The organism is Micromonospora sp. DT31 (assembly GCF_049841795.1).
Taxonomy (GTDB): Bacteria; Actinomycetota; Actinomycetes; order Mycobacteriales; family Micromonosporaceae; genus Micromonospora.
The window spans coordinates 1-441 of the sequence record NZ_JBNCKZ010000075.1 but is presented as its reverse complement, the minus strand read 5'-3'; the positions used below and the strand labels follow the sequence as shown (position 1 = coordinate 441).

Here is a 441-nt window from a genome sequence, read left to right as displayed (position 1 = left end):
GCCCTACCCGCCGCACCCCACCAACGATGAGACGGCACAGATCCTGCTACCGCCAACCACGCACGAGGTCGTTAGGTCTTCGTCATCGTCATCGTCGTCGTGGTCGAGATCGATGTCTGCTGGGTTGAGGTCTTCGGCGAGGTAGGTGGCCAGCTCGGCTTCCTTGGCCTCGCGTTCGGTCCCGCCTGCCCTGCCGTGCTGGTGGGCCCACCAGGCGCTCAGGCCGGCGGCCTCGCGGGCCGCATCGGTTGGGGCTGAGGCGTCCGGATTTTCGAAGTATGTGCGCGGGGTGTCACCGAGGTAGGCGACACCGCTGCCGGGGCCGGGTGGGCGGTAGGTGATTATGGCGATGTCACTGTCATGGATGTCGACGAGCAGCCACGGTTCCGGGATGGTCGGCTGTTCGGCGGGGTGGTGTGCCGTCCACCGGTGTCCGTTGAA

The 441-nt window shown here is 66.7% G+C and carries 1 protein-coding gene; it reads right to left on the bottom strand.

All coding sequences use genetic code 11. From position 1 onward, the window contains the following. Positions 1-3: 3 nt before the first annotated feature. On the bottom strand, positions 4-441 hold a 438-nt coding region (locus ACLQ2X_RS28445; protein WP_425684149.1), incomplete at its 5' end, for a hypothetical protein.